This is a genomic window from Terribacillus aidingensis, from assembly GCF_040703035.1.
GTDB lineage: Bacteria > Bacillota > Bacilli > Bacillales > Amphibacillaceae > Terribacillus.
Genome location: NZ_CP159996.1, coordinates 2,417,685 through 2,443,346 on the forward strand (window position 1 = coordinate 2,417,685; position 25,662 = coordinate 2,443,346).

Consider the following 25,662-nt stretch of genomic DNA (forward strand, 5'->3'; position numbering starts at 1 on the left):
GAGGTGTACAAGTTGAGTAATGATACGCGCGAATACCGTACAGGACAAGGTGTACCGCAAACAGGTGTATACATCTGTCAGTCCGGTGAAAGAGTCGAAATAAAAGAAAATGATGTGTTTCCTGTATGCCCTGCTAAGGGCGAGGAAACAACATGGAAACACGAAGAAATATAAGGTGGTGCCGAGATTTTTCTCAGCATCATCTTATTTTTTATGTATATACTAAATCCCCGCTCAATTCCTTATACCAATTCACCTTACATAAAACTAAGTCATGAAAGAACTAGCTTCGGATAGATTTTAAAGATTTCACCCTTAAAGAGGCAAAATAATATGTGCAGTTTCATCTAAACAATATATATAATCAAATTTGTAAGCGATATCATTTATTGTGACAGGGGGAAATATTGATGAAAATTCTACTTGCTTGCTCTTCTGGAATGTCCACAAGTTTATTAGTATCCAAAATGAGAGATGCCGCTCGAGAAAAAGGAATTGAGGCAGAGATTTGGGCGGTGGCACAGGATAAGGCTGAATCCGACATGGAAAAAGCGGATGTACTGTTAATCGGACCTCAAATGAGGTTCCTCTTCAAAAAAATTTCAAAAGTTGCTGGTGAGAAAGGTGTACCAGTCGATGTGATCGACCCTATTTCTTATGGACGCATCGATGGGGAAGCTGTTTTGGATAAGGCATTAGAATTGATCCAAAAAAAGGTGTAATGAGGGGGATCCATTATGGGAAGTAAATTTACCGAGACTTTAGAAAATATATTATTACCTATTGCAGATAAGTTAAATAATAACCGGTATCTTGGCGCACTGCGCGATGGTTTTATGGTTGCTTTACCTTTTATTATTTTCGGTTCTCTTTTTGTAGTATTAGCGAACATTCCTTTCCTGGACAAAATAATTAGCGAAAATGCTCTAGCAGAATATCAAAGTATTTTAGGACCTGCTTCTGCCTCTACTTTAAGTATTATGGGTCTTTTTGTCATCTTCGGCATCGCCTACAAATTGACTCAGCATTATGAGTTGGAAGCTTTGTATGGCGGCTTCGCTGCTCTAGCTTCATTCATAATCTTAACACCTCAAGTCTTAGAAGGGGTTGCAGGGGTTATTCCTGCTTCAGCGTTAGGTGCTCAAGGTTTATTCCTAGGGATTTTCACGGCCTTTGTATCAGTAGAACTATACAGATTTTTTGTTAAGAGAAATTGGACTATCAAAATGCCTCAGGGTGTGCCTGATGCTGTGTCGAAATCTTTCAGCTCCTTAATTCCACTAACTTTGACATTAACTTTCTTTTTAGCAATCCGCGCTATCTTAAGCTACACGCCTTACGAAACATTACAGAATTTTATTTATACTCTTATTCAACAACCCTTAACTTCTTTAGGAAGCGGTTTAGTGGCAACAATTATCGCCGTTCTTTTAATACAGGTATTTTGGTTCTTTGGACTTCATGGACAGATTATTGTCAATTCAATCATGGATCCGATATGGATGACATTATCCCTTGAAAATTTAGAAGCATTTAATGCTGGCCTAGAACGTCCAAATATTGTTAACAACCAGTTTATAGATACATTCATTGTGGGAATGGGCGGAACCGGTATGACAATGGCAGTAATTTTAGGTATTTTCCTATTCACCAAGAGCAGACAATTAAAAAACCTTGGTAAGCTTGGTGGACCAGCAGCAATTTTCAATGTGAACGAACCTCTCATCTTTGGTTTGCCGATTGTCATGAATCCTATGGTGATCATTCCTTGGCTGCTTTCTCCAGTAGTTGTTACTATCGTCACTTACTTTGCAATGTCAACTGGACTAGTTCCGGTTTCAACTGGAGTACATGTACCTTGGACAACACCAATTTTCATTAGCGGTATGTTGGTTACGAATTCAATTGCCGGCGCAATCATGCAATTAGTGAACCTAGTAATTGTTGTACTGATCTGGCTGCCATTCTTAAGAATTCTCGATAAGCAATATTTCCAGACTGAGCAAACAACTGCTAAAGATCAAAAACAAGGACGGGATGATAAAATTGTCTAACAAAGTAATCAAAGTACCTGATAACTTCATTATTGGTGCAGCTTCTTCTGCCTGGCAAACAGAAGGTTGGACCGGTAAAAAGGATTTTCAGGACTCCTATTTGGACCTTTGGTATAAAAACAATAAGAATGTCTGGCATAATGGCTATGGCCCGGCTTTAGCAACCGATTTTTATAACCGTTACAAAGAAGATATTCAATTGATGAAACAAATTGGGCTTACTCATTATCGAACTTCTATAAATTGGGCCAGGTTTTTAGTGGATTATGAAAATGCCATAGTTGATGAAGAATATGCTTCCCATTATGAAAACGTAATAGATGAATTACTCAACAATGGTATTGAACCGATGATTTGCCTTGAACATTATGAGCTTCCAGCTGTTCTTTTTGAAAAATACGGTGGCTGGGGTTCAAAACATGTTGTGGAATTATTTGAGAAGTATGCAGAAAAGGTTTTCAACCGATACGGCAGCCGTGTCAAACATTGGTTTACATTCAATGAACCAATAGTTGTACAGACCCGTGTTCATTTAGATGCCATTCGCTGGCCCTTTGAGCAAAATACAAGAAAATGGATGCAATGGAATTACAACAAATCTTTAGCTACAGCAAAAGTTGTAAGGCTATTCAAGCAAATGCAGTTAAAAGAGAAATTCGGTGCAAAGATTGGTAATATCATTAATCCTGAAGTAACATATGCAAGATCTTCTGCAGAACATGATCAAAAAGCTGCACGCATCTATGATTTATTCTTTAATCGAGTATTTTTAGATCCTTCTATTAAGGGAGAGTTTCCATCAGAATTATTTGAACTAATGGAGAAACATGACATCACGTTTGACTATACGGAAGATGAATTAAGACTTATTAAAGAAAACACAGTAGACTATGTTGGTTTAAACCTTTATTTCCCTCACAGGGTGAAAGCAAGAACTGCAGCATGGAACGAGGATACACCTTTCCATCCGGAATATTATTATGACAAGCACGAATTAATAGGGAAAAAAATGAACCCATATCGCGGTTGGGAAATTTATCCGCAAATAATGTATGATATCGCACTTCGAATGAAAGAGGAATATGGCAACATCGAATGGTTCGTTGCTGAAAATGGTATGGGTGTTGAAAATGAACATCGCTTTAAAAACGAAGATAATATAATTCAAGATGATTATCGCATTGAGTTTATAAATGAACATTTACAATGGTTATTAAAAGCCGTTGATGAAGGATCCAACTGCACAGGTTATATGCTCTGGGCATTTACAGATAATGTTTCACCAATGAATGCATTTAAAAATCGGTATGGTCTAGTAGAAATCAATTTAAATGAAAATCGTAACCGGAGCCTAAAAAAATCGGGTTATTGGTATAAAGAACTGATCGAGTCGAGACAGCTTGAAGTTTTAGAAGAAGAATATAAATAAGTGACGGACAGACTCAATGCAAAGAAGGAAAATAATATGAAGAACTTTTTGGCTATTGATATAGGTGGAACATTTGTCAAATATGGAGTAGTTTCAGAAAACGCTGTAATCTCTCGCATAAATAAAGTGAAAACACCAGAGTCCCTCCAATCTCTATTAGATTTTATCCAGCATTTAAGTCAATCATTAAGTAATATTTCGGGTATAGCTGTTAGTTGTCCTGGCGCTGTTTCTGATGATGGAATCATTTATGGATCCAGCGCTGTTCCTTACATCCATGGCCCCAATATGAAACAGCTTATAGGAGAAAAAACAGGTTTGCATGTATATCTCGAGAATGATGCAAATTGTGCGGGCTATGCTGAGATTTGGGATGGAAACGGCAAAGGAAAGAACGATGTTTTAGTAATGGTAATTGGTACTGGGATTGGCGGAGCTATTTTTAAGAATGGCAGTTTACATAAAGGAGCCAATTTACATGGTGGCGAATTTGGATATATGCTGCTCACTGACAGTATAACAAATAGCGATGATGTCTGGAGCAGGCTAGCATCCACTAAAGCTTTAGTAAAAAAAGTTGCTACTTTAAAACAGATCGATCCGTATGTTTTATCTGGAGAACAGGTATTTGAATTAGCTGAATCTGGCGATGTTGAGGTATACAAAATTGTGGAGGATTTCTACCACCTTTTAGCAGTCGGAATATATAACCTGCAATACATCTATGATCCTGAGGTGATATTAATAGGCGGCGGGATCAGCCAAAGAGCAGACCTAATTGAAAAAATTAACCAAAAGCTAGATCTTATCATCGGGAAAATCGACTTAGCTAAAATCAAACCTAGTATTGCTACATGTAAATTTGCACAACATGCTAATTTGTTAGGCGCTGTATATGGCTATTTAAAGTCTAATGAGCATCGCAGATAAGTCTTATATTGGAGGTTATTGAATGGAAACGATGGAAGAAATATCATTTCAAATCATTCTTTATGCAGGAAACGGTAAAGCAAATGCAATGGAAGCGATACAGGAAGCAAAGCAAGGAAATTTTGAACGTGCAGATGAATTGATCAAAGAAGCTGGTGAAGAATTAAGTAAAGCTCACAGTGTTCAAACAAAGCTGTTACAAGAAGAAGCAAACGGTAATGGGAACATTATTAGTGTATTGCTGATTCATTCCCAAGACCATCTAATGACAGCAATGACCGTTCGAGACCTGGCAGTAGAATTTATAGAACTTTATCGTTTTAAATAGCAGCCTATAGATGGAGGTTTATAAATGCAATTATCCTATACATTCCCCGAGGGCTTTTGGTGGGGCAGCGCTACTTCTTCTACACAAATTGAAGGTGCTGCAAATAAAGACGGAAAAGGTAAAAACATCTGGGATCATTGGTATGAATTAGAATCAAACCGTTTTTTTAATAACGTCGGTCCTGAATCTACATCTGATTTTTACCATCGCTATAAAGAAGACATCCGTTTGATGAAGCAAATTGGCCATAATTCATTCCGAATGTCCATCTCGTGGTCACGTTTAATTCCAGCAGGTCGCGGAGAAGTTAACCAAAGAGCCGTTAGCTTTTACAACTCTGTAATTGATAACTTGATTGATAATGGTATAGAGCCATTTGTTAATCTCTATCATTTCGATATGCCGCTTGATTTGCAAGATGAAGGCGGCTGGGAAAGCCGAGAAGTTGTTGAAGCATACAAAGACTATGCGAAAATATGCTTTGACTTATTCGGTGATCGAGTTAAAAAATGGTTCACTTTCAACGAACCTATTGTTCCAGTTGAAGCAGGTTATCTCTATAATATGCATTATCCAAATGTAGTTGATTTCAAACGAGCAGCACAAGTAGCCTATAATACAATTGTAGCAAGTGCAAAAGCAGTTGAAGTTTATCGTTCCCTTCAATTTGAGAATGGAAAGATAGGTATTATACTTAATTTAACACCTTCCTATCCAAGAAGCAGCCATCCTGCAGATTTAAAAGCCGCAGGAATTGCAGATTTATTCTTTAATCGCTGTTTCCTGGATCCGGCAGTACTTGGAAAATATCCTCCAGAATTAATTGAGATTATCAAAGAATATAGTGAGCTTCCGACTATACTTAATGGAGATTTAGAATTAATAAAAAATAATACCGTGGATATTCTTGGCGTGAATTATTATCAACCTCGCCGTGTAAAAGCAAAAGAATATACTGTTAATCCAGAAAGCCCACTTATGCCAGAATGGTTTTTTGATAGATACGAAATGCCTGGCAGAAAAATGAATAAATACCGCGGTTGGGAAATTTATGAAAAAGGCATATTCGATATATTGATTAACCTAAAAGAAAACTATGGAAACATAGAATCCTTTATCTCCGAAAATGGCATGGGTGTTGAAGACGAAGAAAGATTTATACAAAATGAGCAAATTCAAGATGATTATCGAATTGATTTTATTCGTGAACATTTAAAATGGCTGCATAAATCTATTGAAGAAGGTTGTAATGTGAAGGGTTATCACCTATGGACTTTCATGGACAATTGGTCTTGGATGAATGCTTACAAAAACCGTTATGGATTCATTTCAGTAAATATTGAAACAAAGGAACGCACTTTAAAGAAAAGTGCTCAATGGTTTACCGAAGTTTCACGCAATAATGGATTTTAGCCAAGAAAGCAGAATATCATAAGCGATAATACTATCAAGCGGTTCTGGTTCAGTTTGAGCCAGAACCTTTCCAGCACGAAAATAGAAAGCGCTTTCCCATAAATGTAGGAGTGGTGATTACAAAATGTTAACAAAAAGAGGCAAAATTATACTAAAGCAATTGATGTCTCTTGAAACACCGATAAGTGGAAAGTATTTGGCCAATCATATTCAAGTTAGTATCCGTACCATAAGGGAAGATGTAAAAATATTGAACTCTTTAATCAATGACCACGGTGCAACCATTGAATCTATAATGGGTAAAGGTTATCAGCTTCATATTATTCACGAGAAGCAATTTTATAAATATATTCGTTCCATAACTGGAGACCTAGAACTTCAATATGTGCCAAGTCAGCCAGAAGACCGTGTATCCTTTATAATAAAGCATCTACTCATGAGCGAACATTATGTGAAACTTGACGAGATTGCGGATTTATTATTTGTTAGTAAATCCACTGTACAAAATGATTTAAAAATCGTTAAGGAATCCCTCTCTAAATATAATATCCAACTCACATCTCGACCAAATCATGGCTTGAAATTATCAGGAAACGAATTGAAAATGCGATTTTGTATGTCTGAGTATTTATTCAACAGAAAAGCAGAAGGCAATCATTATTTACTGAGTGAGCAATTTATGTCTGAGGAAGAACTCCATACAGTTAAGAGAATCCTTTTAGAAAAAATCAATATGCACCATATTCCTTTATCTGATATAGCCTTTCATAATCTGTTGATTCATATTTCAATTGCTATTAACAGAATTAACTTTAATAACTACGTTAAAATATTTAAGAACGATCTAGATGACATATTGGACAAACATGAATATGTTGTCGCCAAAGAGATCGTAAAAGACGTTGAGTATACGTTTGATGTTACTTTCCCAAAGGAAGAAATCGCCTATATTGCAATTCACTTACTGGGAACGAAGATAGTTGCAGATTCACATGGAAATAGGGCAGTTAAAGGGCTTATAGAAGAAGGGATCGGTCAACTAGTAGACTATGCCCTTCAAAAAGTAGAACAAGAACTGAACCTGGGAATCAACGAAGATGATGAATTAAGAATGGCTTTAGCATTACACTTAAAACCCGCCATTAACCGATTTAAATATGGAATGAATATTAGAAATCCAATGTTGGACGATATAAAAAAGAATTACCTATTATCTTACGAAGCCGCTGTAATAGCAGGTAAAGCCATTGAGGCAGCCATAGAATCTAAAATAGACGAGAATGAATTGGGATATATTGCCTTACATATAGGAGCTGCCATAGAAAAAAACAAGTTGAAAAAGGGTCCGAGTCGGTGTTTAGTTGTTTGTGCTTCCGGGTTAGGGACAGCAAAACTTATATTTTATAAACTCAATAACTACTTTGGCCAATCTCTTGATGTTGTTGGTACAACGGAATACTACAAGCTTAATCAATATGACTTAACTGATATTGATTTTATTATCAGTTCCATTCCTATTCAGCAAAAATTGGCTGTCCCGGTAATCGAGGTTAACGCAGTATTAAGAGAGGAAGACCTGCAAAAAATAAAGAGACACTTCCTCACAAAAAAGGAAAAGCATCAAATCTACTTTCCTGAGAATCTTGTATTTTTAAGAGAAAATTTCACATCTAAAGAAGAAGTTCTTGAATTTCTAAACAGTAAATTAGTGAAAGATGGGTTAGTTGATCATACATTTCTCGAAGCAGTTTATGAGAGAGAAAAGATCGCTCCTACTGCATATGAAAATCTAGTAGCTATACCTCATCCTATCTCACCTCAATCCAATGAAACAATTTTAGCCGTATGTACATTGGAAAAAGCTATCATGTGGAATGATAAACCCATACAATTTATAGGACTACTCTGTGTTAAAAAGAAAAGTATGGAGGACTTACAGTCTCTATATGATATCCTATTAAAAATAATTGAAAACAGATCCATTGTGCAAAAACTGATCAAAGCAAAAACATATAGTGAATTCATTAAATTGTTGTAAGGCAATGTTATTTTATCGCATTGCCTTTCTTATAAACATATTCTACTCATATTTCTATACAGAAACTAATGCAACGGACCCTGCAAAAATCCTTCATATTAATTACCTCCCACCTTCTTCTATCCCAGCTGTATCCATATATATCAAAGCTAACTAATTCTCCTATTAACCGAGCCAGATATCGATCGTAACACTTCTACTATTGCATAAAAAAGAGCCTGGAACGTTTAAATGTTCCAGGCTCTTCTACAATCCAACTATGAAAGTGTTGAGAAATTCGGATTAACTAATCCTTTTGAAAGCATCATAGCGTGACAATAATCGGACCATTCTTAGTAAGGATAATCGTATGTTCCACTTGAGCTACATAGCTTTTTTCTGTAGCATATGTCCAACCGTCTTCTTTTTGGAATACTTCTTCCTCAGAAGTTGAGATAAATGGCTCGAATGCGATAACCATCCCATCCTTTAATAATTCATCATCAAATGTATCCTTGTAGTTATAAATATGGTCAGGTGCTTCGTGAATGGTGTGTCCAATACCGTGTCCTGTAAGGTTTGTGATAACAGTTAAATCATTCTGTCTTGCTGTTTGGAATACTGCTCTTCCAATTCCGCTTTTTTTGGAACCTGGTTTTGCTTTCTTAAGGCCCGCTTCAAATGCTTGTTTAGCCACATCGCATATCTTCGTTAATACTTCTTCTCCTTCGCCTACTACAAAAGAGATTCCCGTATCTGCGAAGTAACCGTTCTTTGAGCCAGAAACATCCACATTTACAAGATCCCCTTCAGCAATAACGCGACTTCCCGGAATACCATGTGCCACTTCATCATTCACACTAATGCAAGTATGGCCTGGAAAATCATATTCACTTTTCGGCGCGGAAACTGCACCTTCTTTTTCAAACATCTCCCCGGCTATATTATCAAGTTCTTTGGTCGTAATTCCTGGAACCGTTCTTTGTACCAATTCGTCTCTAATCGAGGCAACAATTCTGCCAATTTCTTTCAGAGCTTTAAAGTCTTCTTCTGTTTTTGCAATCATTTTTTCTACCCCACTTTCTTTATCCCGCTTTAATTTTATACAAAAATCGTCATTTTATCATTGTATTCTATACCGAAACGAAAATGATGCATTAAACTTAAATAGAAACAAAAAGGCTTCGAAACACTGTAATCAGCATTTCAAAGCCTTTTTTCCATCCAATATGTAAGGATGGAGACGGTGGGAGTCGAACCCACGTCCAAAGATAACGGCACTCAGGCATCTACGTGTGTAGTCGTTATATTATAGTTCGCACACGCTTCGACCTAACGACAGGCTTTCAGCGAGGCTAGCTTGATTGTCTTCTTCCGATTATCCGCAAGCCGAGAATAATGGCGTAGCCCACTTAAGTTTGAGACCCTCAAATCTGCCACATGGGCGATAGCAGCAAGGATCCTCCAGTGCTACTTACGCAGCTGCTAGAGAGTAGTTGTTGTTAGTTTTGCCAGTTATATTTAGGCGTAACGTTTTACGAGCCGTAACCTCGACACGCAGCCTGAGCTCGAACTATCCCTGTCGAATCCGTAACGTCCCCATGATAATGGGAGCTACAGGAAGTAACCCGTTCAATCAGGATAATCAAATCCCAGACAACTTCCATTATATCATCTTTATTAGAAAATGCAAGTTTAGTAATCGCGGTCGCGCACAGCACGATCTACGTCACGTTTCATCTGCTTTTGCTTGAGGTCTTCACGCTTATCGTATTTCTTCTTCCCTTTACCGACACCGATCAATATCTTCGCAAAGCCATCCTTTATATACAGCTTTATCGGCACCAAAGAATACCCTTGCTGCTGTGTCTGACCGATCAGTTTATCTATCTGTTTGCGATGCAATAGCAGCTTTCTAGTCCTTGTCGGATCATGATTGAATCGGTTTCCCTGCTCATAAGGGGAAATGTGCATATTGATGATACGGACTTCGCCGCGGTCAATCCTAGCAAAACTATCCTTTAAATTCACCCGCCCTGCACGGATCGACTTGATCTCGGTACCTTGCAAGACGATACCAGCCTCGATCGTCTCTTCGATCGCATAATCGAAATTAGCCTTTTTATTCTGTGCGAGTACTTTACCTTGTCCCTTAGCCATAGTCTTCTTCCTCCTAACTACGAGCTTTATTTTATCAGAAACTGTATGATAATCCTAACGATTCAAATACTGAAACGGGTATACACAAGTGATCCCGATTGATTGGAGTGTACATACATGACAACCATTAGACAATTGACAATAAATGATTACCGGGCAGTGCTCAACATGCAGACCGGTATTGAGGACGACTATGTACTCCGGATCTTCCCTCAGCTGATCGAGAATCCAGCCCAAACCTTGTTCGGCTTGGAAACGGAAGAAGGTATTGCTGCATTGGCAGGAGTATATCGTTTACCGAACGGAAATGGAATTCTCGGCCGATTGCGCAGTGATATCCGTTTTCATTCCAGAGGAAATGCTACTGCTTTGCTGCAGCATATTATTGCCTTTTGCGAAAAAGATCCAACGATGAATTGGGTCGGTGCGATCACCCGCAAGTCCAATCTTCCTGCTCAGAGAGTACTGGATAAGCTCCATATACATGCTGAGAGCTCCTTTATCAGTCTGCTGATGGAAGCGCCTGACAAGTTTGTCAGCCCTTCTGCTGCACCATGGGAATTGATTGAAGGAACAGAGAATAAGCGAGCTGCCATCGAACAAGCAGCTGTTGATACAAAAGCCGCTTTCTATCCATTTGAGGCATATTTCCCGATTCCTTATGCTTCCGCTATATTAGAGGATGCATATATAGAAAAGCTGGCTGTATTCCGTGATCCTGATTCCAGCCGCGTCATGGCAATTCAAGAAGACCATAAAGGCATGGATATAGCTCAAATCCAATATCTCTGGCCAGATGTGTTTCAGCAAAACGGCTTATGGGCTGCTGTGTTCAACTATCTCAAACAATCGGACAAGCCGCTGGTACCGCAGCTGGATGTGTCAGCCAAAAATGCCTCCAGTATACCGGCAGCCTTTAGTGGCAGCTTTACGGAAGATGATGCTCCTTGGCTCATTTACGGAAGATATATCAGATAACAAATGCCCCGACTATGAAAGTCGGGGCGTTTTTGTTTATGGTCTTTTCCTTGTATTGCGTTTTTTGCTCTTCTTCCCTCTTGCCGGCGGTTTCCACTTTCCTTTGTTCTTCGGCGGGCGATGATCACCTGGCTTGTTTTTCTTTTCGGCTTTGATAATAGTTGGACGATCTCGATTCTCACGCGGCTTACGCGGCTTCATGCCTACTACTTCAAAGTCGATGACACGCTCTTCAATATTCACCTTCACAACCCGAACAGTGATTTCATCCCCGATGCGGAATTGGTTACCAGTACGTTCTCCTACCATCGCATAACGCTTATCATCGAAGTGATAGAAATCATCTGTCAGGTAACTGACATGAACAAGACCTTCAATCGTGTTCGGCAGCTCGACAAACAATCCGAAGCCTGTTACGGAACTGATGACGCCATCGAATTCCTCGCCGATCTTATCCTGCATATATTCAGCTTTTTTCAGATCATCCGTTTCCCGCTCTGCATCGACAGCAGCACGTTCGCGTTCTGACGACTGTCTCGCGATTTCAGGCATCCGTTCTTTCCAATGATCCTGTGTCTTTTTATCCAGCTGATTGTTGACAATATACGTGCGGATAAGCCGATGCACGATTAAATCTGGATAACGGCGGATTGGCGAAGTGAAATGCGTATAGAATTTCGTAGCCAAACCAAAGTGACCCAAGCCTTGCGGATCATATTTCGCCTGCTGCATGGAACGCAGCATAAGTCGGTTGATGATCATTTCTTCCTGTGTTCCTCTTACCCGTTCCACGATCTTTTGCAGGGTCTGGGGATGAATATCCGAAGATGACCCTCTGACTGTATAGCCCAGGCTCGTAATGAACTCGAAGAAGTTCTGCAGTTTATCTGGGTCCGGATCAGTATGGATTCTATGAATGGCCGGTACATCCATCCAATGGAAATGTTCCGCTACTGTTTCATTGGCAGCCAGCATGAATTCTTCAATCAGCTTCTCTGCTACAGAGCGCTCCCGAAGGATAACATCAATGGCCTTTCCTTCCTCATCGACAGCAACCCGCGCTTCTGGAAAATCGAAGTCGATTGCTCCCCTGTCCATACGCTTCTTACGAAGGATAGCGGCTAAGTCCTCCATTTGCTGGAACATCGGTACAAGATCCGAATATCGTTCTTTCAGCTCTTGATCATCCTCCAGCAAAATTCGGTTCACTTCACCATAGGTCATCCTTTCATTCGTCTTGATGACACTTTGGTAAATCTCATGTTCCACCACTTCTCCTTGCGGTGTGATTTGCATGTCACATGTCAATGTTAGCCGGTCTACTTGCGGATTCAAGGAACAGATACCATTGGAAAGACGGTGAGGGATCATCGGTATGACACGGTCTACTAGATAAACACTAGTTGCTCGTTCCAAAGCTTCTTCATCAATAGGAGAGCCCTCTTCCACATAATAAGAGACGTCCGCAATGGAAACAACAAGACGATAGTTCCCATTCTCAAGACGGCTGACAGAAACTGCATCATCCAAATCCTTTGCATCTGCTCCATCGATTGTAACAGTCATCATATCTCTGATGTCCCGACGGTTCTCTATCTCGGCAGGATCGATCGTATCTGGTGTATTTGCTGCCTGTTCCAGTACTTCTGGCGGAAACTCAGTAGAAATACCATGCTTATAAATGATGGACAGTATATCAATGCCAGGATCATTCTTATGACCAAGTATTCGGATGACTTCACCTTCGGCACTCATGCGGCCTTCTGGGTACTTCGTGATCCTAGCAATTACTTTGTGGCCGTCAGTCGCTCCGCCTGATGCACCGCGCGGTATGAAAATATCATTCGGGATACGTTTATCATCGGCAATAAGGAAGCCAAAACGGCCATTATCTTCATACGTACCGACTACCTCCTGTATTGCTCGCTCCAGTATCCGAACAACTTGTCCTTCTTGACGCTGTCCGCCTTCAGCCTGATTCTCGATGCGTACCAGCACTGTATCATTATTCATGGCAGACTGCAGATCGGAGTAGTGGATATAAACATCAGCCACTCCCTCTTCCTCTGGTATGAGGAAAGCAAAGCCTTTCGCATGCATCTGGATCTTGCCTCGTACGAGGTTCAATTTCTCAGGCAGTCCAAAGCGGTTGCTTCTTGTCCGCACGAGCTGTCCTTCTGCTTCTAGTTCATTCAGGCCTTTGACAAGGACAGTGAATTCACTTGTATCATCGAGCGCCAATTGCTCCTCGATTTCTTCAACGGTTAATGGTTTAGCCGCATTTTCTTTGAAATAAGCCAATATTTTCTGTTTGATTTCTTCCATTATTGCTTCACCTTCTTTTCGGCTCTTTTTTCATCTAGTATGAACTATTCCCAATCAAGCGATTCGAGAAACTGATACACATCTTCATGCAGCTGTTCCTTTTCTTTCCCCATCGTAATGACGTGGGAAGAGTTTTCGTACCACTTGATTTCCTTCAAATCTGACTCTGCGTGCTCATAAATGAAATTCGCACTGTCTGTATTGATCATTTGGTCTTCTGTTGCTTGCACAACGAAGAGTGGTGCATAGATTTCATCTACATGCTTGCTCACATCGGTGATAAAAGCACCAAGGCGCTGAAACATGTCTGATGTTGCTGGTGCTTCCATCAATTCAGCTAATTCCTGCTCTATTTCCTGGTTATCTTTACCTTGCAGCTGTTTATGTTGTCTTGCATATAACTTGAATCCTTTGTTCAACTGGGTTTCGTTATCAAAGAACATTGGTGAACACATCGTTACAACGCCCTTTACCGGATAGGAATAAGCAAGTTTTAAACTAAGCACCCCGCCCAGGGATAAGCCGGCAACTGCGATTTTTTCATAGCCTTTATCCTTTAAATGCTGATAAGCTGCTTGGACATCCTCCCACCATTCATCCGAACTGGAGGCAACGATATCATCGGGTGTTTTTCCATGCCCGCGATAAATCGGAGCGTGCGCCGTGTACCCTTTACCAGCAAGAAACCGGCCCATCATCCGTACATCAGCTGAATGACCAGTAAAGCCGTGCAGCAGCAGAACAGCGCGATCTCCCTCTCCCTCAAATGTGAACGGCTCTGGCTGTTTCATTGTGACCATATGTATCTCCCCTGTTATTTCTATATTATTTATAGTAGATTTCCGGACTAGTTTTCCCTTCATCGGGAATAAATAATCCCCCACCACAGAAGTTGTGACGAGGGATGAAATTGGCTATTCGATTATTGCAGGACGTACGCCAAAAGGAACGTCAAAATGAAAAGGATTACTCCTGTTACAATTGTTCCACGATGGAGGAACAAGTCCAGTCCACGGGCTTTCTGTTTACCGAATAATTGCTCTGCACCGCCAGATATCGCTCCGGACAAGCCTGCACTCTTACCAGATTGTAAAAGGACTAGCGCGATTAGCGCAATGGCATCGATTATCAATAGAACTACTAAAGTTGTTTGCATCCCAGCACCTCCTATAACAGCAAATACCTGTGTCAACTGTAGCATATGTGTCAGATAATTGGCAAGATGTTCTTGTCCAATCGACGATATGCGACAAAGTTATGAACTATTTTTACGAAAAATGAATTTTAATGAAGTTTTTTGAACTTTTTTGGTTGCAAGGTGAAACCGTTTCCTCTATAGTGGACTTAGGTTCAGGAGGAGGTCATGTAAATGCTTACACCTGAGCGGCAGAAAATGATTTTAAAGATGCTGCAAGAGCAGCGCGTTGTAACGATTCCAGAGTTCGTGAAAGCAACTGACGCCTCCATTTCGACAATACGCCGAGATCTTATTGAACTGGAGAAGCAGAAGCTGCTGCAGCGGGTACATGGCGGAGCGACGATTGTATCATCATTAAGCTACGAAATGAGCTATACGGAGAAGGAAACCCAAAACCAAACCAGTAAGCAAAAAATCGCCGCTTATGCTGCAAGTCTTGTCGGTGAAGAAGAATGCATCTTCTTGGATGCAGGTACGACGACATTTCAGATGATTCCTTTCTTATCAGGCAGAAATGTAACCGTCGTCACAAACGGTTTGACACATTTGGATGCACTATATGAAAAGGACATCACCGTGTATGTAACCGGCGGTTTAGTAAAGGATAAAACGAGAACTTTGATCGGCAGAGGTGCAATGACAGCACTTGCCCAGTATCGTTTTGATAAATGCTTTCTCGGAACCAACGGTGTTCATCCGGAGAACGGCTATACAACACCGGATCCGGAGGAAGCTGCCATTAAACGCCAGGCATTGCTTCGATCAGATGAGGCTTTCGTTTTAGCTGACCGCAGCAAACTGGACAAGACAACCTTCGCCCATATAGCGGATCTGACAGAGGCGAAACTTATCGTCGACACTGTCAGTTCAAAACAGCAGACTGCTTACAAGAAACTTACATCAATAAAGGTTGTGGACTCATGAATTACACATGTACGCTGAACCCATCCATTGACTACATCATGCATGTGGCCGATTTCAAAGCAGAAGATTTGAACCGTGCTACACAGACAGCTTATTTTGCTGGCGGAAAAGGTATTAACGTATCCCGCTTGCTGAAACGACTTGATGTGGATACAACAGCATTAGGATATATCGGTGGTTTTACCGGTGCCTTCATCAGGGAAACCCTTGAAGGTGCTGGAATTGCACATCAGTTCATTGAAATAAATGAACCGACACGCGTAAATGTTAAGCTGAAGTCAGGCGGAGAAACAGAAATTAACGGTCCTGGACCGTCCATCACAACTGAACAGCTTGCTTTGCTTTTCGAACAGATCAGAAGCCTAGGCAAACAGGATGCCCTGGTTGCGGCAGGCAATGCACCTGGCTCCGTTCCAGCTGACATCTATGCGAGGATGGCTGATATCTGTGAAGAAAATGGAACTAGGTTCATCGCCGATACATCGAGTGCTGCACTTCGAGATTTAATCGGCAAACGGATGTTCCTCGTAAAGCCAAACCATCATGAATTAGGTGAGCTTTTCGATACAACCATCTCTTCTATTGAAGATATCGTCAGCTATGCCCGGAAGCTGCATGAAACTGGCATCGAAAATGTCATCGTTTCCATGGGTGGTGAAGGTGCCATCTTCGTGAACAGAGATCATGCCTGGAAAGCAGAGACACCAAAAGGAACAGTTAAGAACTCCGTTGGTGCTGGCGATAGTATGGTGGCAGGCTTCCTGGCCGCATATGAAAAATCAGGTGATTACGAACAAGCTTTCACCTACGCAGTAGCAGCAGGAAGTGCTACGGCATTCAGTGATGACCTCGGCGAGAGACAATATATAGAAGAATTAGTCAGCCAAGTCAAACTCACATCTATTTAAGAGGGGTGTTAATCATGCGCATTACAGAACTACTAACAAAAGATACCATCATCTTGCAGCTCGGGTCTCAATCAAAAGCAGATGTGATCGAGGAGCTTGTTTCCAAACTGGACCAAGCTGGCAAATTGAATGATAAAGCAGGATTCAAAGACGCAATCCTTGCACGTGAAGCACAATCTACGACAGGAATCGGTGAAGGGATTGCCATTCCGCATGGTAAATCTGCTGCTGTTAAAACACCAGCCATCGCCTTCGGTCGTTCTAAGGAAGGCTTGGATTATGAAGCATTGGACGGACAGCCATCCCACCTATTCTTTATGATTGCTGCTTCAGAAGGTGCAAACCAGACGCATCTGGAAACATTGTCCCGACTTTCTTCTTTCTTAATGGATAGTACGTTCCGGTCTAACATTGAAAATGCAAAGACTGAAGAAGAAATCATGAGCATCATCGATGCGAAGGAAAAAGAAGAGCTAGGTGAAGAAGAAGCACAAGAAAATCCTGCTGTAGAATTGGCACAGGATGCACCAGGCACACAAGGTAAAGTACTTGCCATCACTGCCTGCCCTACAGGTATCGCACATACCTTCATGGCTGCAGATAAGCTGAAGCAGACAGCAGCAGAGATGAATGTCCCGATTAAAGTCCAGACGAATGGAGCCGGCGGAGTTAAAAACCGACTTACAGATGAAGATATTAAAGATGCAACAGCGATCATCGTTGCAGCTGATGTCAATGTAGATCTTAGTCCATTCGAAGGCAAGCACGTTCTGCAAGTACCAGTTGGACGTGCATTGAAAATACCGAAAGAACTGATTGAAAAAGCACTTGCCCAAGATGCACCAGTTCATCACAACAGCGGTCGCAGCACAGAAACAGCAGCTGAGGGCGGACAAAAGAAAGAACAGCGTTCCGGATTCTATAAGCACATTATGAATGGTGTTTCCAATATGCTTCCATTCGTTGTCGGCGGTGGTATACTGATCGCACTCAGCATCCTATTCGGAGAATTGTTCCCGGACAGCCGCTTTGCTGAAATGCTCAATGAAATCGGAAGCAGCCAAGCGTTCTTCCTGATCGTTCCTGTACTTGCTGGTTTCATCTCCAGCAGTATTGCTGACAAACCTGGTTTCGCACCTGGTGCTATCGGCGGTTTGATTGCTGTCACTTATGGTCATGGCGATGCAACTAGTTCCGGATTCCTGGGCGGTTTAATTGCCGGTTTCCTAGCAGGTTATGTGACCCTTGGTATTAAAAAAGCACTATCTGGTCTTCCAGCTGTATTAGAAGGATTGAAAACGATTCTCTTCTTCCCTGTACTAAGTATTTTCATTACAGGTATGATCATGCTATTGATCAATCCATCTTTGACACAAGTATATGTAGCACTTTCTGACTTCCTTGAAGGCCTAGGAGGTACGAACTTAGTATTGGTAGGAATCGTTCTTGGTGCCATGATGGCAATTGACATGGGCGGTCCGATCAACAAAGCTGCTTACACATTTGGTATTGCAATGCTTGATGCTGGTAATTTGGAATTCATGGCTGCTGTTATGGCCGGTGGTATGGTACCACCGCTTGGACTTGCACTGGCAACTTCCCTATTCCGTCATAAGTTTACAAAACAGGAAAGAGAAACAGGTAAGACAGCATACGTACTGGGCGCATTCTTCATCTCAGAAGGTGTCATTCCTTTCGCAGCTGCTGATCCGCTTCGCGTCATTCCAGCGACAGCTATCGGTGCTGCAGTAGCAGGAGGTCTATCAGCCTTCTTCGCAATTGGCCTGAATGCACCACATGGCGGCATTATTTCAGCAAGTCTTGTAGATGGAAACCCATTGCTTTACTTCCTTTCCATCATTATCGGTTCTTTTGTCACAGCTATTATTGTAGGACTGTTGAAAAAAGACCTAAGAAAAGTATAAAATAAGATAGAATGAAAGCATTCACAAAAATAGGATGAAAGCATTCACATAAAAATTCTTTGGAGGTATTTACCATGGCAGAAAAAACAATGACTATCACAGATGAGACTGGCGTACACGCTCGTCCGGCAACAATCTTAGTAAATAAAGCGGGCGGTTTCAAATCCGACATCCAGCTTGCATACAACGGAAAAAGCGTTAACCTTAAATCTATCATGGGTGTTATGAGCCTAGGTATTCCACAAGGTGCTGAGATCACAATCTCTGCTGAAGGCGACGATGCAGAAGAAGCAGTCAACACAATTGCGGAAACAATCAAAAGCGAAGGCCTAGGAGAATAATTCCGATGAGCATGATAAACGGAATTGCAGCTTCAAATGGTATTGCTATTGCAAAAGCATACCATTTAGCTGTACCAGACCTCTCTTTCGATAAAACAACTGTTGCGAATGCGGAAGAAGAGATCAGCCGTTTGGATGCTGCCCTCGAGATCAGCAAAAAAGAGTTGGAGAAAATCCGCGAGAATGCTCGTGTGTCACTTGGCGACGAGCATGCCGAGATTTTCTCGGCTCATTTGCTTGTATTGGCAGATCCCGAACTGATCAATCCCGTTAAAGACAATATCCGCAATAACAACATTAATGCAGAAGCTGCTCTTGACGAGACAGCGACAATGTTCATCGACATGTTCCGCAGCATGGATAATGAATATATGAAGGAACGCGCGGCTGACATCCAGGATGTTACGAAACGCGTTATGGCACATCTGTTACAGGTTTCCTTCCCGGATCCTGCACTTATAGACGAAGAAGTTATCATTATCGCTGAGGACCTGACCCCTTCCGATACAGCACAGCTTAACAAGCAGTTTGTGAAAGGGTTTACAACTGATATCGGCGGACGTACTTCCCACTCTGCTATCATGGCTCGCTCTCTTGAGATTCCTGCTGTTGTCGGTACGAAGTCAATTACATCTTCTGCTGCTAACGATGTGATGATCATTGTTGATGGTATTGAAGGTACTGTCATCATTGACCCGACCGAGGATGAACTAGCAACATACAAAGCGAAACAAGAAGCTTTCGAACAGCAAAAGCAAGAATGGGCGAAGCTGAAGAACGAACCTACTATTACAACAGATGGCGTGCACGTAGAGCTTGTTGCTAATATCGGTACACCAGAAGACGTTACTGGCGTTCAAAACAACGGAGGCGAAGGCGTTGGCCTTTACCGCACAGAATTCCTTTACATGGGTAAGAGTGAGCTTCCAAGTGAAGACGAACAATTCGAATCCTATAAAGCTGTTCTTGAAAACATGGGAGACAAGCCTGTCGTAGTTCGTACACTAGACATCGGTGGCGATAAAGAGCTAAGCTACTTGCAGCTCCCTAAAGAAATGAATCCGTTCCTAGGCTACCGTGCTATCCGCCTTTGCCTGGAGCGTGATGATATCTTCCGTGTGCAGCTTCGTGCCCTACTGCGTGCGAGCGTATACGGCAACCTGAAGATCATGTTCCCAATGATCGCTACATTGGAAGAGTTCCGCCAAGCAAAAGCAATCCTTCTGGAAGAGAAAGAAAAACTTGTTGCAGATGGCGTATCAGTCTCTGATTCTATCGAGATTGGTATCATGGTTGAGATTCCTTCTACAGCCGTTGCTGCGAAGCAATTTGCGAAGGAAGTTGATTTCTTCAGCGTTGGAACAAACGACTTGATCCAGTACACTATGGCAGCTGACCGCATGAATGAACGCGTTAGCTACTTGTACCAGCCTTACCACCCAGCTATCCTGAACCTTGTGCATAATGTCATTGAAGCAGCACATGCAGAAGGCAAATGGGCTGGTATGTGCGGTGAGATGGCAGGCGATGCAATCGCAATCCCGCTTCTTCTCGGCCTTGGCCTTGATGAATTCAGCATGAGCGCAACAAGCATCCTGCCAGCGAGAACACAAATCACGAAGCTTTCTAAAGCAGACATGCAGGAACTAAGTCAACAGGCATTGACTCTAAGCACTGCTGATGAAGTAGAAGAGCTTGTCCGTCAAAAGACAGGTCAATAAGAAACAGCTCTCCGTAATGGAGAGCTGTTTTTTTAAAGATATTGTGATACTACTTCTATCGTAGTTTCCTTCGCCTTGCTTATTACATCTTCCGCTTTCATCTCATAGTATTCCGGTCGAAACAGCTCTACAGTCACTGGTCCTTCATAGCCCTTTTCCTTCAGTACAGATAGAATTCCTTTCAAATCTATCACTCCATGTCCAGGCCATACTCGATCTTCGTCTACTAGGCTTCCAATCGGAAAATCCTCTGTATCGTTCATATGAAGAATGAATATCTTTGATATATCTGCCTGTTTTAATGCTTCTATGCTTGAGTTCATTGCATGGAAGTGGAAACAATCCAATACTAAACCAACATTCGAATTACCGACTGTTTGTACGATATCGTAAGCTTGCTCAAATGTATTAATTGTACATTCCGGGTGTCCGACAAATTCCAATGCAAGCTTAATACCGTACGGTTCTGCAAGAACGGCTAGTTCATTCAGTATATCCACACTGCTTGCTTTGATATCTTTTTTAAGTATTTTATCCTTGGTAACCAGCGGAACCACAACAATATAAGGCACTTGCAATTTGTCGGCATATTCCAGCATCTGTTTGAATTCGTTCAGCAATCGATCATAATCATCTTTGCTGCGGTTATTAAAGTATACTAGAGCGTTTAATGCCAAAGGTTTGATATGACTTTCTTTGAAATAATTTGATAGATCCTTTAGCGAATGCTGTTCCAAATACTCCGGCAGCTTGTCCATTGTGCGAATCTCGATATAGTCATAGCCTTGCTTTTCACATAACTCGAGATCGGTAGCTAAATTAGAATTCTCCAATGTTGTAGCTTGATTAAAACCTAATTTCATTGTAACCCTCCTACTTCTTTGTAAAAAATCTTCTTTTTTCCTCTTATTTATAAAATCTGAGCTTCTCCTTCTTCCGCTCTATAAAATGCAGGCATATCTTCTAGCTCTATCGGCTCTCTCTGACCGGATTCCTGTGCCTTCAGACATGCATCAGATGTAACTGCAGCTACATACCCTTCCCAGGCAGAAGGACCTTGCAATGCCTCTTTCTTGGCCACCTGATTGATAAAAACCTGTAATTCTTTATCATAGGCATCTTGAAAACGCACTTTCCAATCCTGTAAGACGTCGGTGCTTTGTTTCCCGTTATGCCGTATTTTAAGACTTTCTGTCTCCGGAAGGCTCACGATTCCTTCTTCTCCAACTACTTCACATTGAATGTCATAGCCGTATTTAATATTAACGGACACTTCTGCTTGGATAAGAACTCCGGATTCTGTCTCAAGTAAGATGACTTGCGGATCACGCAGATGTGGGAGAGCATGTTTATTCTTTCGTGGATATAGTACTTGAACAAAGACATAGTTGTCTCCTAACAGCCAGTGCAGAATGTTTATTTCGTGGATCAAGGTATCCGTGATCGCCATATCTGTGGTGTAGGCTGCATCAACTTCTGGAGCACGGTGCGCACATTTGACCATGAGCGGTTCCCCTACTAGTTTGGAATCAATGGCTTGTTTCAGCTGCTCATAGCCTTTGTCGAACTGCCTCATAAAGCCAACTTGCACAATACGTTTGCCATATTCCATTTCATCCTGCATGATTGTTTGGCAGCCCTTTGCGGTAACGGAAAGAGGTTTTTCACAGAAGATATATTTTCCTGCTTCTATTGCTTTACGTACTGTTGCTTCATGCGCTGGTCCGATGCTTGTAACGAATATCGCATCCACTTCCTCTGCGTCTATCAATGCCTGATCGTCCGGATAAAAGTTAGCTTTGATTCCCAATTCAGTAAGAGCCTCTTCTGCAACTGCTGGATTAACATCTGTAACGGCCGTAATCTTCGCTCCAGATAATTTTTGTTCTACTCTATTCATATGCTCTTTTCCAATAGCACCTGTTCCAATTACTCCGATTCTTATTGTCATATGATGCTTCTCCTCCTTAATGGCATGTTTCCCTCCGAAAAGGAGGTCATGAGCTAGCATATGTACTAGTACATGCTCTGTCCTGATTTATCGGTATGGCTTCTAATTTTAAGAAAAGAATTTCTCCCTCTTCCTATACCCGATTTCGTGGTCTGGAACACAAGTCCCCAAGACGCAAGCGTACAAAAAAAGCGGGACATTCGATTACAACTATCGAATGTCCCGCTTTACTAATTATATCTTATGGATTTGTTGACCACAGACCAGCAGATTTAATAAATGTACGGCTGTTTAATTTCAGCTGTGCTACGACAAACTCTGCAATATCCTCAGACTGCATGACTTTTTCAGGATTGCCATCTGTCAGCTTGTTTTCAATTGCCAAATCGGTTGCCACTGTACTCGGAGTCAAGGCAGTTACCCTAATGTTGTGTTTACGCACTTCCATAGCTAGAGATTCAGTCAGTCCCAGTACACCGAACTTCGAAGCACTGTAAGCACTTGTAGCAGGAGCACCTTTTTGACCAGCTGTAGATGAAATGTTAATAATGTCTCCTGATTTTTGTTCGATCAAGTCTGGCAATAACGCACGCGTGACGTTATATACGCCCATCAGGTTTACATCAATGATATGCTTCCATTCTTCTGGATCAAGATCCATGAATCCGCCAAACTTAGCGATACCTGCATTATTGATTAAGATATCAATGCCGCCTAGTTCCTCTTTAACTTTATTGACTGCTGCTGTAACATCTTCCAGACTGGAAACATCCGCTGCAGCGTAAGCTGTTTTCACTTCATTTATACTAGCAGCTACTGCTTTTACATGCTCTTCTGTACGGCCTATCAAGCCAATATGCACACCCTCTGCTGCAAGTGCCTCTGCAAGTGCTTTTCCAATGCCGCGTCCGCCGCCTGTAATGATAGCTCTTTTTCCTTGTAATGATTGTGCCATTATGTAATTCCTCCTTCAATGAGTCTATTCGCTTTATATTATCAGCCCTAAACAGGGTCAACAAGAGTTTTGCTCAACGTATTTATTATTGTTTAGCTAACTAAAAAGCATACCCTCAAATCGCTAGCAATATTTCACGTAAGAATGAGACTCAGTAATAATCTCCTTCTTCATTATAGTTGATAGCCTGTCTTCGAAAATGGATAAAAGCGAGATAATATAGCTAAAATTTTTGGAAGCACAAGAACCGTCCCTCTCCTTCCTTTTGGCCTATTTATTCTATTAAGTGAAACTAAATTTACACCATATCGTATACTAAACTAGATTTTCAAAACAATTTAACAATTAACAACTATAGTCATAGGAGGCATTTAGTTGAGAAAAGGTAGAATACCAATCTTAGATACGAATATAGTAGCCGTTGCACTTTTTGGCATCATTATCGCGGTAATTACGGGTGCTGTAACAGAAAGTTTGGAGATTTTTCTTGGCAATTTACTATCGCTTCCATTCGTCTTTCTTTTACTATTTATCCTTTGGTTAAAGTACGGATACAGCGGCGTTCACCTGAATAGCATTAATGTGTGTGTGATGTTGATGATGTGGTCAGCATATGGAGCTGTTCCGCTCTTTAGTATCATCTGGGGGCACTGGGTAGTGTGGCTAACAATTTTATTTCATATTGTTACATTTGTGGTCGGGTTTATCAACCGAGAGAAACTTATCCTTGGACTAAATGGAAAGAGTGCTAGGGGAGATAATGAAAACAATCCCTTTATTTTGTATTACGTTTTAGGAATATTTGTCCTTGGTATTGTCGGAACGATTATTTTACACGTTACATTAGTGACAAGTACAGACGCAGTTTATTTTTTCGGATTCATCTATCTTCTTAGTTACTGTTTCTATGCAATAAGCCCTGCGTTCCTTGTCCACCCACTCCGTGCATTAGAGTTGGGGGTCATATCACAGCGTCATTATGATGAATATAATTGATTATGTGATGTGAAGAATCTAGCTATTCCACTTTAATCTTTATTTCTTAGCTATCTATACAAAAATACATCATTTTAAATTATATTTAAAAAAACAAACAAAAGTATACATTGTTTGGGACTGACCTCCGTTTTTGAGACAGGGATCAAAACACCTTCAAACAGCCAATTGTCGATATCATATCGGTGATTGGTTGTTTAGTTTCGTTTGTTGAGTAGAACGTCTCAGACTTTAGTGAGGAATGAAATGATTCGATGTAGGCATTATCAGCGGGCGTTTCCTTGCAGGACATGCTCATGGTAATTCCTTTTGCTTTAACAGCCTCCTGATACTCATACGAATTATAGACAGAACCTTGATCACTATGTAATACACAGTTCTCTGGTAATAATGGTAGCTGAGCGAGTGTAACTAATACAAAAGCTGTATCCTGCTTTTCTCCAATTGTAGAAGCAATCACTTCGCCATTTTCAATACATTCTTCTTCCAACTGATAAGATGATCGTGAAATACTTAGATGAACACATGTTTCTTGCACTGTCATTGTACTTCCCAATACCTCTACCAGTTCGACTGCCGTTTCTCTATCAACTTCCTTTCCAATTCCTTGGACTTTTTTAAAACTTCGTTTTGTTGTCTTAAGAAGCGATTCTCTGCTTCTCTAATTCCGAAGAGTAAGTGGGCCCTTTCATGTACACATATTGCTTCCAACAGGCTGTTCGAAACGGTGTACTTTTCCTAATTTATATCATCTAATCCATGTATCAACCTGTGTCTTGTTCCTAAAAGTTCAGCTCATTCATAATTTCTTTTACAGGTAAGCCCGCCAATTTCATTTCTACTGCCTTTTGTTTAATCTCTACTGGATAACTCACTCTTGTCCCCATAGAAAAAACACCTCCAAGCCTTATTTCGGATAATAATAATCCGTTTTCAAGATTGAAGGTGTTTTAATTTGTCTCAGCTTATGGGGTCAGTTTAGTGGATGGTTCTTTTTTCAGGATTAGTAATGAGACATATTAAAAACCCATAGGAAAGAATGTTCCAAATAGTTTTATGATTACAAATTATTATGTGGAACTTAAAAGCTTTTAATAGTTGGAATGCTG

At 41.0% G+C, this 25,662-nt stretch carries 23 protein-coding genes, 1 other RNA gene and 1 pseudogene; 15 read left to right on the forward strand and 10 right to left on the reverse strand.

Features of this window, described 5'->3' with window-relative positions:
• Positions 1–12 precede the first annotated feature (12 nt).
• From ABXS78_RS12805 to ABXS78_RS12840, 8 genes are all read left to right on the forward strand, one after another.
• Positions 13–174: a hypothetical protein gene (locus ABXS78_RS12805; protein WP_176465818.1), complete on the forward strand. Its 162-nt coding sequence runs from the start codon at positions 13–15 to the stop codon at positions 172–174.
• A gap of 233 nt (positions 175–407) precedes the next feature.
• Complete coding sequence (locus tag ABXS78_RS12810) at positions 408–722, forward strand: PTS sugar transporter subunit IIB (RefSeq protein ID WP_095224387.1); 315 nt, start codon at positions 408–410, stop codon at positions 720–722.
• 15 nt (positions 723–737) lie between these two features.
• Complete coding sequence (gene celB / locus ABXS78_RS12815) at positions 738–2,054, forward strand: PTS cellobiose transporter subunit IIC (protein ID WP_095224388.1); 1,317 nt, start codon at positions 738–740, stop codon at positions 2,052–2,054.
• Positions 2,047–3,483 carry a glycoside hydrolase family 1 protein gene (locus ABXS78_RS12820; protein ID WP_366247522.1) on the forward strand — a complete coding sequence of 479 codons (1,437 nt, stop codon included), beginning with the start codon at positions 2,047–2,049 and terminating at the stop codon, positions 3,481–3,483. The genes celB and ABXS78_RS12820 overlap by 8 nt, the downstream gene beginning before the upstream one ends.
• Before the next feature lie 36 nt (positions 3,484–3,519).
• Positions 3,520–4,413, forward strand: coding sequence for an ROK family protein (locus ABXS78_RS12825; RefSeq protein WP_366247523.1), 894 nt, complete (start codon positions 3,520–3,522; stop codon positions 4,411–4,413).
• A gap of 22 nt (positions 4,414–4,435) precedes the next feature.
• Entirely contained in the window at positions 4,436–4,741 is a 306-nt protein-coding gene (locus ABXS78_RS12830) for a PTS lactose/cellobiose transporter subunit IIA (RefSeq protein ID WP_095224390.1), read from the forward strand.
• 24 nt (positions 4,742–4,765) lie between these two features.
• Positions 4,766–6,154, forward strand: coding sequence for a glycoside hydrolase family 1 protein (locus ABXS78_RS12835; RefSeq protein ID WP_366247524.1), 1,389 nt, complete (start codon positions 4,766–4,768; stop codon positions 6,152–6,154).
• Positions 6,155–6,278: 124 nt separating this feature from the next.
• Entirely contained in the window at positions 6,279–8,192 is a 1,914-nt protein-coding gene (locus ABXS78_RS12840; protein ID WP_366247525.1) for a BglG family transcription antiterminator, read from the forward strand.
• Between the two features lie 304 nt (positions 8,193–8,496).
• On the opposite strand, the gene map is transcribed toward ABXS78_RS12840, so the two are convergent.
• From map to smpB, 3 genes are all read right to left on the reverse strand, one after another.
• Entirely contained in the window at positions 8,497–9,237 is a 741-nt protein-coding gene (gene map, locus ABXS78_RS12845) for a type I methionyl aminopeptidase (protein WP_366247526.1), read from the reverse strand.
• A 169-nt stretch (positions 9,238–9,406) separates the two neighbouring features.
• Positions 9,407–9,772: a transfer-messenger RNA gene (gene ssrA, locus ABXS78_RS12850) on the reverse strand.
• 94 nt (positions 9,773–9,866) lie between these two features.
• Positions 9,867–10,331 carry an SsrA-binding protein SmpB gene (gene smpB / locus ABXS78_RS12855; RefSeq protein WP_095224394.1) on the reverse strand — a complete coding sequence of 155 codons (465 nt, stop codon included), beginning with the start codon at positions 10,329–10,331 and terminating at the stop codon, positions 9,867–9,869.
• Positions 10,332–10,448: 117 nt separating this feature from the next.
• Here smpB and ABXS78_RS12860 point away from each other — a divergent pair, with 117 nt between their 5' ends.
• A complete protein-coding gene (locus ABXS78_RS12860; RefSeq protein WP_366247527.1) occupies positions 10,449–11,309 on the forward strand; it encodes a GNAT family N-acetyltransferase in 861 nt (286 codons plus the stop codon).
• Positions 11,310–11,345: 36 nt separating this feature from the next.
• Here the strand turns inward: ABXS78_RS12860 and rnr are convergent, their stop codons facing one another.
• The 3 genes from rnr to secG form a co-directional block, all read right to left on the reverse strand.
• The gene (gene rnr / locus ABXS78_RS12865; protein WP_366247528.1) at positions 11,346–13,634 is read right to left on the reverse strand and encodes a ribonuclease R; all 2,289 of its coding nucleotides are present in this window, start codon (positions 13,632–13,634) and stop codon (positions 11,346–11,348) included.
• 44 nt (positions 13,635–13,678) lie between these two features.
• Positions 13,679–14,434: an alpha/beta fold hydrolase gene (locus ABXS78_RS12870; protein WP_366247529.1), complete on the reverse strand. Its 756-nt coding sequence runs from the start codon at positions 14,432–14,434 to the stop codon at positions 13,679–13,681.
• A 122-nt stretch (positions 14,435–14,556) separates the two neighbouring features.
• Positions 14,557–14,790 carry a preprotein translocase subunit SecG gene (gene secG / locus ABXS78_RS12875; protein WP_038564772.1) on the reverse strand — a complete coding sequence of 78 codons (234 nt, stop codon included), beginning with the start codon at positions 14,788–14,790 and terminating at the stop codon, positions 14,557–14,559.
• A gap of 213 nt (positions 14,791–15,003) precedes the next feature.
• On the opposite strand from secG, the gene ABXS78_RS12880 reads away from it, so the two are divergent.
• The 5 genes from ABXS78_RS12880 (at position 15,004) to ptsP (ending at position 20,651) form a co-directional block, all read left to right on the forward strand.
• A complete protein-coding gene (locus ABXS78_RS12880) occupies positions 15,004–15,756 on the forward strand; it encodes a DeoR/GlpR family DNA-binding transcription regulator (RefSeq protein ID WP_366247530.1) in 753 nt (250 codons plus the stop codon).
• Positions 15,753–16,664, forward strand: coding sequence for a 1-phosphofructokinase (gene pfkB / locus ABXS78_RS12885; RefSeq protein WP_366247531.1), 912 nt, complete (start codon positions 15,753–15,755; stop codon positions 16,662–16,664). The genes ABXS78_RS12880 and pfkB overlap by 4 nt, the downstream gene beginning before the upstream one ends.
• 14 nt (positions 16,665–16,678) lie before the next feature.
• Positions 16,679–18,589, forward strand: coding sequence for a fructose-specific PTS transporter subunit EIIC (locus tag ABXS78_RS12890; protein WP_366247532.1), 1,911 nt, complete (start codon positions 16,679–16,681; stop codon positions 18,587–18,589).
• Positions 18,590–18,663: 74 nt separating this feature from the next.
• Positions 18,664–18,930, forward strand: a complete 267-nt coding sequence (locus tag ABXS78_RS12895) for a phosphocarrier protein HPr (protein ID WP_038564763.1) — start codon at positions 18,664–18,666, stop codon at positions 18,928–18,930.
• Positions 18,931–18,935: 5 nt separating this feature from the next.
• Entirely contained in the window at positions 18,936–20,651 is a 1,716-nt protein-coding gene (gene ptsP, locus ABXS78_RS12900; protein ID WP_366247533.1) for a phosphoenolpyruvate--protein phosphotransferase, read from the forward strand.
• 32 nt (positions 20,652–20,683) lie between these two features.
• Here ptsP and ABXS78_RS12905 read toward each other — a convergent pair whose 3' ends face one another.
• The 3 genes from ABXS78_RS12905 to ABXS78_RS12915 form a co-directional block, all read right to left on the reverse strand.
• Positions 20,684–21,514, reverse strand: coding sequence for a sugar phosphate isomerase/epimerase (locus ABXS78_RS12905; protein WP_366247534.1), 831 nt, complete (start codon positions 21,512–21,514; stop codon positions 20,684–20,686).
• A 47-nt stretch (positions 21,515–21,561) separates the two neighbouring features.
• Entirely contained in the window at positions 21,562–22,602 is a 1,041-nt protein-coding gene (locus ABXS78_RS12910; RefSeq protein ID WP_366247535.1) for a Gfo/Idh/MocA family oxidoreductase, read from the reverse strand.
• Positions 22,603–22,843: 241 nt separating this feature from the next.
• The gene (locus ABXS78_RS12915; protein WP_366247536.1) at positions 22,844–23,557 is read right to left on the reverse strand and encodes a 3-ketoacyl-ACP reductase; all 714 of its coding nucleotides are present in this window, start codon (positions 23,555–23,557) and stop codon (positions 22,844–22,846) included.
• Positions 23,558–23,932: 375 nt separating this feature from the next.
• Between ABXS78_RS12915 and ABXS78_RS12920 the strand changes: the two genes are divergently transcribed.
• The gene (locus tag ABXS78_RS12920; RefSeq protein WP_366247537.1) at positions 23,933–24,553 is read left to right on the forward strand and encodes a hypothetical protein; all 621 of its coding nucleotides are present in this window, start codon (positions 23,933–23,935) and stop codon (positions 24,551–24,553) included.
• 177 nt (positions 24,554–24,730) lie between these two features.
• Here the strand turns inward: ABXS78_RS12920 and ABXS78_RS12925 are convergent.
• Positions 24,731–25,440: pseudogene (locus ABXS78_RS12925) on the reverse strand (hypothetical protein).
• Positions 25,441–25,662 lie beyond the last annotated feature (222 nt).

What these genes read in the sequence shown, in the direction of transcription:
- celB (WP_095224388.1), top strand. Translation starts at nt 738, where the DNA reads ATGGGAAGTAAATTTACCGAGACTTTAGAAAATATATTATTACCTATT.
- ABXS78_RS12825 (WP_366247523.1), top strand. Translation starts at nt 3,520, where the DNA reads ATGAAGAACTTTTTGGCTATTGATATAGGTGGAACATTTGTCAAATAT.
- ABXS78_RS12830 (WP_095224390.1), top strand. Translation starts at nt 4,436, where the DNA reads ATGGAAACGATGGAAGAAATATCATTTCAAATCATTCTTTATGCAGGA.
- ABXS78_RS12835 (WP_366247524.1), top strand. Translation starts at nt 4,766, where the DNA reads ATGCAATTATCCTATACATTCCCCGAGGGCTTTTGGTGGGGCAGCGCT.
- ABXS78_RS12840 (WP_366247525.1), top strand. Translation starts at nt 6,279, where the DNA reads ATGTTAACAAAAAGAGGCAAAATTATACTAAAGCAATTGATGTCTCTT.
- map (WP_366247526.1), bottom strand. Translation starts at nt 9,237, where the DNA reads ATGATTGCAAAAACAGAAGAAGACTTTAAAGCTCTGAAAGAAATTGGC.
- smpB (WP_095224394.1), bottom strand. Translation starts at nt 10,331, where the DNA reads ATGGCTAAGGGACAAGGTAAAGTACTCGCACAGAATAAAAAGGCTAAT.
- ABXS78_RS12860 (WP_366247527.1), top strand. Translation starts at nt 10,449, where the DNA reads ATGACAACCATTAGACAATTGACAATAAATGATTACCGGGCAGTGCTC.
- rnr (WP_366247528.1), bottom strand. Translation starts at nt 13,634, where the DNA reads ATGGAAGAAATCAAACAGAAAATATTGGCTTATTTCAAAGAAAATGCG.
- ABXS78_RS12870 (WP_366247529.1), bottom strand. Translation starts at nt 14,434, where the DNA reads ATGGTCACAATGAAACAGCCAGAGCCGTTCACATTTGAGGGAGAGGGA.
- secG (WP_038564772.1), bottom strand. Translation starts at nt 14,790, where the DNA reads ATGCAAACAACTTTAGTAGTTCTATTGATAATCGATGCCATTGCGCTA.
- ABXS78_RS12880 (WP_366247530.1), top strand. Translation starts at nt 15,004, where the DNA reads ATGCTTACACCTGAGCGGCAGAAAATGATTTTAAAGATGCTGCAAGAG.
- pfkB (WP_366247531.1), top strand. Translation starts at nt 15,753, where the DNA reads ATGAATTACACATGTACGCTGAACCCATCCATTGACTACATCATGCAT.
- ABXS78_RS12890 (WP_366247532.1), top strand. Translation starts at nt 16,679, where the DNA reads ATGCGCATTACAGAACTACTAACAAAAGATACCATCATCTTGCAGCTC.
- ABXS78_RS12895 (WP_038564763.1), top strand. Translation starts at nt 18,664, where the DNA reads ATGGCAGAAAAAACAATGACTATCACAGATGAGACTGGCGTACACGCT.
- ptsP (WP_366247533.1), top strand. Translation starts at nt 18,936, where the DNA reads ATGAGCATGATAAACGGAATTGCAGCTTCAAATGGTATTGCTATTGCA.
- ABXS78_RS12905 (WP_366247534.1), bottom strand. Translation starts at nt 21,514, where the DNA reads ATGAAATTAGGTTTTAATCAAGCTACAACATTGGAGAATTCTAATTTA.
- ABXS78_RS12910 (WP_366247535.1), bottom strand. Translation starts at nt 22,602, where the DNA reads ATGACAATAAGAATCGGAGTAATTGGAACAGGTGCTATTGGAAAAGAG.
- ABXS78_RS12915 (WP_366247536.1), bottom strand. Translation starts at nt 23,557, where the DNA reads ATGGCACAATCATTACAAGGAAAAAGAGCTATCATTACAGGCGGCGGA.